This is a genomic window from Acetobacterium fimetarium, from assembly GCF_014284475.1.
Classification (GTDB): domain Bacteria; phylum Bacillota; class Clostridia; order Eubacteriales; family Eubacteriaceae; genus Acetobacterium; species Acetobacterium fimetarium.
On sequence record NZ_WJBC01000022.1, the window covers coordinates 37,909 to 45,411 of the forward strand.

The window sequence follows — 7,503 nt, forward strand, 5'->3', positions numbered from 1 at the left end:
CGTGATGGAAGCAGGGGCTTTTTGCGGCAAACGGATGCAATTGCAAATTGCCGCTTGATAAGATACCATCCGGAAACTATAATGGAGTTACCAGATGGTAAAAAGGAGGAACTCATGAAAGCAATTGTATACACGTCCAATACCGGAACGACGGCGGAATATGCGAAACTCATTGGAGAAAAGACCGGTTTGCCGGTCTATTCATTTGAAGAATGAAGGAGGATGCTCAGTTCGCCTTTCTGGCGGGCTGCAATATGGCCGTTTTCGATTATCCGGGGTATGGCAGAAGCACCGGAAAGTCTGGGAAAAGGCGCGGCGCTCTGCCGGGTGGCGCGGTTGACTAGCGGTGGTCTCCAATTTCGATCATCCGATGGTTTTGGGTATATTCCTGCAAGCGGTGCGAAATGGAAATCACGGTGCGGCCCTGGGAGGCACGCTTGAGCGCTTCGAGCACCCGACGTTCGGTTGCGCTGTCGAGATTGGCGGTGATTTCATCGAGCAGCAGGATTTGGGGCGCGGCGACGACGGCGCGGGCAATGGCGAGCAACTGAAACTGCCCCTGTGAAAAAGCGGCCTTTTCGCCAGGTGTGTCATAGCCGTCGGGAAATGCCACAATGCTCTCGTGCAGGCCCACCAGCCGGGCGGCAGTCTCCACCTGCTGGCGGCTGATATCAGGGTCGAACAGCGAAATCTGCTCGGCAACGGTGCCGGCGACCAGATGAAAGGACTGTTCCACATAACCGAACAACGCCCGTTTCTTAGCCGCCGGGATGATCGCGGCCGCCACGCCGTTGATCAGCACGCGGCCGGCATCGGGGTGGTACAGGCCGAGTGCCAAACGGAAGATCGTGCTTTTGCCGGCACCGGTCCGGCCGATGAAGGTCACGGCTTCGCCACTTGCTACTGTAAAGGACAGGTCGGAAAAGACCGGCGTGTCGTCATCATAGCGAAAACTGACTTGTTCAAAGCAAAGCGCCGGCTGAGCGTTTACCGTGGGTTCTGGATGGGTGTGGACTGAATCCGGATGCTGGCTTGGTGTTTCCTGCAGAAATTCATTGATGCGCCGGATCCCGGCCACCGCCGCCTGGATATTTTGAATTTCCATCCCGATGCTCTCGAGCGGCTCAAAGATCTTGCCCACATAGGCAATGATGGCGACGGCCGTTCCCACGCTCAGGCCGAAGAACTGCTGCATCGATCCGCCCATGGCAGCGAGGACCATCATCAGTGCAATGATCGCGGCGCTGAAAAAGATGACAATCGGCGAATAAATGGAATCGTAGAGATTGGACTTGTCGGTGGCCCGATAGCTTTCGTCGATATAAGCATCGTATTGCTGCTCCATGTATTGCTGGCGAAACAGGGTGTGGATCATGCGGATGTTGCGGATGGTCTCCGGAACATGGTTGTTCACCTTGCTGATGGCGACGCGATTGGCCAGTTGTGACGTGAGCATCCGTTGCTGAAACAGGCGCGTCAGCGCAAACATCAGCGGGATGATCAACAGCATCAGCAGGCCCAGGCCGGTGCTTTTGTAAAAGATGACTGCCAGAATGCTGAGCACCTTGAAAGCGTCGGCAAACATACTGATGATGCCGTTGGTGAACATCGCATCGACGGCATCAACATCGTTGACAAACCGCGACGTGATTTTGCCGGGTTCATTGGCGGTAAAATAGGCTGCCGGCAGATTCTGAAGCTTGGTGCACATTTCACCGCGCAGACCGTGCGTGATCTTCTGGCCAAACTTGGTGATCATGATGTTCTGCCCGGACTCCAGCAAGCCTGACAGTGCCAGCAGGCCCAAGTAGGATAACGCGAGCAAAAACGCGATGGGCTGTCCGGCAGTCAGGTTGTTGACGATGCGCTCCAGAATCAGTGGGGGAAAAAGCGCGGCGACAATGGCACCAATAATCGTGATGACCGTCAGCACCGTCATCGGCCGGAACGCCGTAATTGTTTTAAGAACCACCGTGTGGAGACTGCTTTTTTTAGTCATGCTGCTCACCTCCGGCCATCTGGGCGCGATACAGCCTGGCATAGGCGTTGTTTTCCTTCAGCAATGCTGCATGGGTGGAAAAGATGCCGCTGCCGTTGTCCAAAAACAGCACCCGGTCTAGATCCGGAAACAGGTACAGACGATGCGAAATAAGCAGCACAATCTTGCCTTTGGCCAGCCGGCGCAGGTTTCTGAAGATGGCCTGCTCGGTGCGGCGATCGACGGCTGAAAAGGGATCGTCCAGAATCAGAATCGGCCCGGCGTTATACAGGGTGCGGGCCAGAGCCGTGCGGGCTTGCTGTCCGCCCGAAAGCCGGATGCCGCCGCTGCCGACGGACGTGGCAGCGCCCTGGGGCATCTGGGCGATTTCCTGATCCAGGCAGACGGTTTCAAGAACGGCGGCAATGCTTTCCTGTTTTCCCAGCCGGATATTTTCTGCGATGCTGCAGCTCATCAGTTCGGGCTCATGGCCGAGGTAGGCGATCAGCCGGCTGCGTTCGTAGGCGCTCAGTTCGGACAATTCACGGTCACCCACGCGGATGCTGCCCTGATAGGGCACTTCGCCGATAAAGGCCTTGCCCAGCGTGGATTTGCCGCCGGCAACTGCTCCGGTGACCCCGATGATCTGTCCCGGAGCGGCCGAAAAAGAAATGGCGTTGAGGCTCCAGGTACTGCCCGGCCAGCGCAGCGACACATCAGTGACCTCAAGTTGGGGCGGTCTTGAAAAGTCAAGGGTGGTGTTCGTGTTCGGGACCACATAGGCTTTCATCAGCGGCTTGATCCGCTGCCAGGATACCTGGGCCTTCTGCACGGCGTTAAACAGCTTGGCCGCCTTTGAGGATTTAAGTGCCATTTTGGTAAAGGCGGAAAGAAAGGTCGTGAAGGCGGCGATATCCCAGCTGGTCCAGCCGCTCCCTTGCACGTTGCGGGCGCCAAAATAAATGACCAGCACCGCCCCGCACATCGAGATGATGTTGTAAAGCGGCTGCATGGTGTTTTCCCAGAGATTGGCCAGCACCGCCCGCTGCTCGTAATCCTGCAGGTGAGCTTCATAGGCCTGGTCGCGGTTTTGTTCGCGGCCATAAATCCGGTAGGTCACGGCATTGCTGATCCGGTCCATGGTGGCATTGTTGAGTCGGCCGGCGCTTTTTTTGTATTCGGCATTGTAGCGGGTGATGCGGGTTTTAAGTCCGCCGGCAATCAGATAGGCAAGCGGCGTAAAGAGCGAAGCCAGCATCGCCAGACGCCAGTCATAAAAGAACAGCAGGCCGAGATAGGCCACCAGCACAACGCCGGTATCGAAGATCTCGGTGGTGAATTTGCGCATGCCTTCCACACAGGCATCGACATCGGCGATGGCTTTGGTCATCACGGCGCCGAGATCCTCCTGTTCCAATTCCACCTTGCTCATGTTCACCAGGCTGTTGTACAGCATATGGCGCATATTGCGGCTGGTATTATTGGCAAAGCGCCGCACGTAAAAGCGCTTGATGGCGCGCATCACCTGGACAATCAGGATCACGGCGAGGTAAGTCAGGGCCAGGGTGACCATCGAGGCGAAGGTTTTGTTGCCGTTGATGATGTCGAACAGCCGCTGGACCAACTGCCCCTCAAAGTAGGGGCCGGCCAGCATGCCGAGATTATAAAGGAGACCGGAAACCGTGACCAGCAGCAGCGGTCCGGCTTCCAATCGGAAATACGACCCGATGCGGTCGGGATTCGTGACATTTTTAATCGGTCGACCCTGGCTCATTTTTGACCACCACCTGTCATAAAGCGGCTGGTGCGATTGGAAAAGCCCTGATTATTATAATTTGGCGTTTTGGTCTGTTTCACGTGCTTGACTCCTTCTAACAAATAGCGGTAAGATCAATTTTGATAACATGATACTACAGCTGTTTGCAGGCGTCAATTGTCAATGGGCAATGGTTGTTTTCAAGTGAAACGTTGATCAGTATCTGTTGTGCGAACTGATGATGAATTTAATGTTTACAAACGTTCTTTATAAAATTAAAATTGCAGTACAAATGTAAAAAGAATGTGTGTATGAGCAGCGACGGCATTTATTATGCAGGCTAGATCAGCCAAAGGAGAAATGATTATGAAAGATAATTTTAATTCTGAATTCTGTCAGGTGGACTATGTAAAAAGCGACAACGTCGTGCTGTTGTCGTGGAAGAAATTTGCCCGGCTGGATGATTACCGGGAGCCGATTCTGTTTGCCCTGAACTTGTTGCGACAACATCCGCAGAGCAACTTTGTCGTCGATGCCAGAAATGGATTTGAGGACGATCCCGCGGATGTAGCATGGGGGTTTTCCGAGCTGCTCCCTCAGATGGGCCAAACCGACTGCCAATATGTCGCCTTCATCATGGCCGAAGTGCCGGCAATCGAAGCGGAAATGGATATGTGGACGAAGGAATTCGGTAAATACTTTGCCATCGTCAAAGTGGAAGATTACGAGCAGGCTATTCACAAAATGAAGGCCTAGATCTTTGTCAACGTCAGATACACGGTCGCGCTTGAAAAATTCAGCATCACGAAAGTCTGAAACATGACAAACGAAACGTTAAAAAAAAAGGAACTGAGTTCCTTTTTTAATCTTTAAATATCCAATTCCGGGGGCATATCTAGTTCATCCGACACATATTTCCCGTTTTTCTTCCGTTGACGCACGCATTCGCTTAACAGGTATTCGATTTGGCCATTGACTGACCGAAAGTCATCGTCTGCCCAGGCGGCGATGGCATCATAGAGTTTTTGGGAAAGTCGCAGCGGAAGCTGCTTTTTTTTGTTATCGGCCATAACCTTAGTATAGACTGCCTGAATTCACAATCGGCTGAACATCATGATTGCCGCATAAAACCACTAGCAGGTTGGAAACCATGGCGGCTTTCCTTTCTTCATCAAGAACCACTACTTCATTTTCATTCAGACGTGTCAAAGCCATTTCCACCATTCCCACCGCACCTTCAACAATCATTTTCCGGGCATCAATAATGGCTGAGGCCTGCTGTCTCTGAAGCATAACGGCGGCGATTTCGGGAGCATAGGCCAGGAAGGTGATCCGTGCGTCCACCACTTCAATGCCGGCTTCATTGACCCGGGTCTGGATTTCCTCTTTGATTCTTTTGGCGACTGTTTCACTGGAACCGCGAAGACTTCCTTCGTCGGCAATTCCATCGCCGGTAGTATCAACATTCGTCGTCACATCGTAAGGATAAAGTCGCACAATGTTTCGGAGGGAACTATCGCACTGAAGGGACAAGAACTCTTTAAAATTGTCGACATTAAAGACCGCCTTGGCTGTATCAGTAATTCGCCAGGTGACCGCAATGCCGATTTCAATCGGATTGCCCAGACAATCATTGATTTTCTGACGATTGTTATTGAGCGTCATAATTTTTAAAGAGATTTTTCGTGATGCGGGTTCCGCCGCAAGGGTGTCTTTATTTCCTTTTACATCGCCGCTTTGGACTAACTGGGTTTTGGCAGCAGGGTTTACTGCCGTACAGAATGGATTGACAAAATAAAATCCTGGTTCGCGGATGGTCCCGATATAATTACCGAAAAGTGTCAGAACCAGCGCTTCTTGAGGCTTGAGTACTTTCAATCCCGGCCATAGCAACCAGGTGGTACAAAGCAGAATAATACAAACGACAATCAGGATGGTGCTTCCGTCAGTGGCAATGGTCAGGATCAGCCCGGTGGCAGCAACTGCATAAATGAGCAACGAAAGCAGTAATACCAGCATGCCGTTCTTTTTGCCGTGGAGAATTTTTTCGTCCATAAAAAATACCTTCTTTCCAAATGATATCAAAATGGTATCACATTGATATTTATTAAGCAAATGTTTTTTATAAAAGGTTCGGGATTACTAAACACCGGTTCCATCTGATGACAGTGTCATAGAAGCCGACATCGTTCTGACCTAAACAAGGTCACCGTAAAAAAGACTTAAATTTACAGGTGCAAATCATATCAACGGAGGTTTGATTATGTTAAACTGATAAAAAAGGCAGGTAGGTTTTGCTACTGTTTAAGCGGTGGCGCCTGCAAAATCCTGGGCCAGAGTGGAAGTCAGACCATTGACGATGTCCTTGTTTTGCGTGATGATCCCCACATTCCGATCGGCATTGGTACTGCCGATATAGACCGTATCAGTATAATGACTTCGCGCTTAAACTCAAGCTCAATTAATGCGAAACGTCCCCTTGTTACGGAAAACAATGAGTTGTTTGAAAATATGAATTGGGACTGACAAATAAAAGTAGGATTGAAGAGGTTGGAATAAGTAAAGTCATGATAAACGATGAATTTAGTAAAAAAATTGGCCGCTTGACAAGAAGCAGTGCTTATCTGAACTTTTGTGAAGAGGTATATGGATACAGAGAATATTTCTTCAACATGATGGATAAACAGCAGATCGATTATATTTTAAATGCTATTCCGATATCGGCAGAAGATACCCTTATGGATTTAGGGTGCGGTTCAGGAAGTATTCTAAAACTGTTAGTTGAAAAATATGGATGCCAAGGAATTGGAATTGATCAACTGGATGTTGCTGTCATGGAAAGAACCAGCACGGCAATTACTTATATCAATGGCGACATTGACAGAATATCCGATTATCAGATAAAACCGACAATCACACTAGCTATTGATAGTCTCTATTTTAGCAATGATTTGGACAAACTGGTACGTCAATTAAATAATATCGAGAATAATAAGATGTATTTCTTCTATTCACAATACCTGTTTGATGATGCTGTCGAAGATAAGAGTATTTTGCAGAGTCGAAATACGAGAATTGCTGATGTTCTTGATAAAAACGGAATTGCTTTCAAGACGATTGACTTTAGTGAAAATGAACGCTTATTATATGAAAACTCTTTGAGCGCGCTAAAAAAGTATAAAAGGGCATTTGAGGGCGAAGGTAATGAAGATTTATATCAGCAAAAACTTAAGGAAGACATGTTGGGAAGGGAACTGTATAACAAAAGTCGCGCCAGTCGCTATCTGTACATAATCGCATGAATGATGGTCGAAATAATTTGGGGACATAGCTGATATTCAAACAAAGCCAGGCCCGCGGCGCCATGATTCGCAGCGGGCCTGGCTTAACCGTACCGCGCCTCTTAAATATGTTGAAGATAAGCGGCAGAGCGATTAAGGTAAAGCAATGCAAGATCGAGTTTTAGCTCGATACTTTTTAGCAGTTCGGCAAATTCGTCGGATTTTTTCTGTGCTTTAGGAGCTCCTGAATTTATTTGAATGGATCGGTTGCTCTGCTTGCTGTTTTCAGTAAGAATTAAAGAGAGATCGCTTGATTCCGGGTGCGTTTCACAATATGTTGAAAATCGTTGATTAACCATTTTAATTTCCTCTCATTTTTAAAAGAATATTTACTCAACTTTCCCAGCCTAATTGACCAAACAAAGCCTTAATAAAAGAGGCCTGAGAGTCAATCCATAGCTGGAGTTGATTTTTTAACAGTGTAGACT

The 7,503-nt window shown here is 49.2% G+C and carries 8 protein-coding genes; 3 read left to right on the top strand and 5 right to left on the bottom strand.

What is annotated here, in order from left to right; genetic code table 11:
* Nucleotides 1–212: 212 nt before the first annotated feature.
* A complete protein-coding gene (locus GH808_RS15575) occupies nt 213–344 on the top strand; it encodes a hypothetical protein (RefSeq protein WP_279289686.1) in 132 nt (43 codons plus the stop codon).
* Here the strand turns inward: GH808_RS15575 and GH808_RS12540 are convergent.
* Complete coding sequence (locus GH808_RS12540; RefSeq protein WP_186843132.1) at nt 341–1,999, bottom strand: ABC transporter ATP-binding protein; 1,659 nt, start codon at nt 1,997–1,999, stop codon at nt 341–343. The two genes, GH808_RS15575 and GH808_RS12540, sit on opposite strands and share 4 nt — an antisense overlap.
* Complete coding sequence (locus GH808_RS12545; protein ID WP_186843133.1) at nt 1,992–3,752, bottom strand: ABC transporter ATP-binding protein; 1,761 nt, start codon at nt 3,750–3,752, stop codon at nt 1,992–1,994. Before GH808_RS12545 ends, GH808_RS12540 begins: the two co-directional genes overlap by 8 nt.
* Before the next feature lie 342 nt (nt 3,753–4,094).
* On the opposite strand from GH808_RS12545, the gene GH808_RS12550 reads away from it, so the two are divergent.
* Nucleotides 4,095–4,490 carry a hypothetical protein gene (locus GH808_RS12550; protein WP_420797529.1) on the top strand — a complete coding sequence of 132 codons (396 nt, stop codon included), beginning with the start codon at nt 4,095–4,097 and terminating at the stop codon, nt 4,488–4,490.
* A 113-nt stretch (nt 4,491–4,603) separates the two neighbouring features.
* Here the strand turns inward: GH808_RS12550 and GH808_RS12555 are convergent, their stop codons facing one another.
* Together GH808_RS12555 and GH808_RS12560 are read right to left on the bottom strand one after the other, a co-directional pair.
* Nucleotides 4,604–4,804, bottom strand: a complete 201-nt coding sequence (locus tag GH808_RS12555; protein ID WP_186843135.1) for a type II toxin-antitoxin system antitoxin — start codon at nt 4,802–4,804, stop codon at nt 4,604–4,606.
* A gap of 4 nt (nt 4,805–4,808) precedes the next feature.
* Nucleotides 4,809–5,789, bottom strand: a complete 981-nt coding sequence (locus GH808_RS12560) for an SPFH domain-containing protein (RefSeq protein WP_186843136.1) — start codon at nt 5,787–5,789, stop codon at nt 4,809–4,811.
* Between the two features lie 512 nt (nt 5,790–6,301).
* Between GH808_RS12560 and GH808_RS12565 the strand changes: the two genes are divergently transcribed.
* Nucleotides 6,302–7,036, top strand: coding sequence for a methionine biosynthesis protein MetW (locus GH808_RS12565; protein WP_186843137.1), 735 nt, complete (start codon nt 6,302–6,304; stop codon nt 7,034–7,036).
* Nucleotides 7,037–7,137: 101 nt separating this feature from the next.
* On the opposite strand, the gene GH808_RS12570 is transcribed toward GH808_RS12565, so the two are convergent.
* Complete coding sequence (locus GH808_RS12570) at nt 7,138–7,374, bottom strand: hypothetical protein (protein WP_186843138.1); 237 nt, start codon at nt 7,372–7,374, stop codon at nt 7,138–7,140.
* Nucleotides 7,375–7,503: the final 129 nt, after the last annotated feature.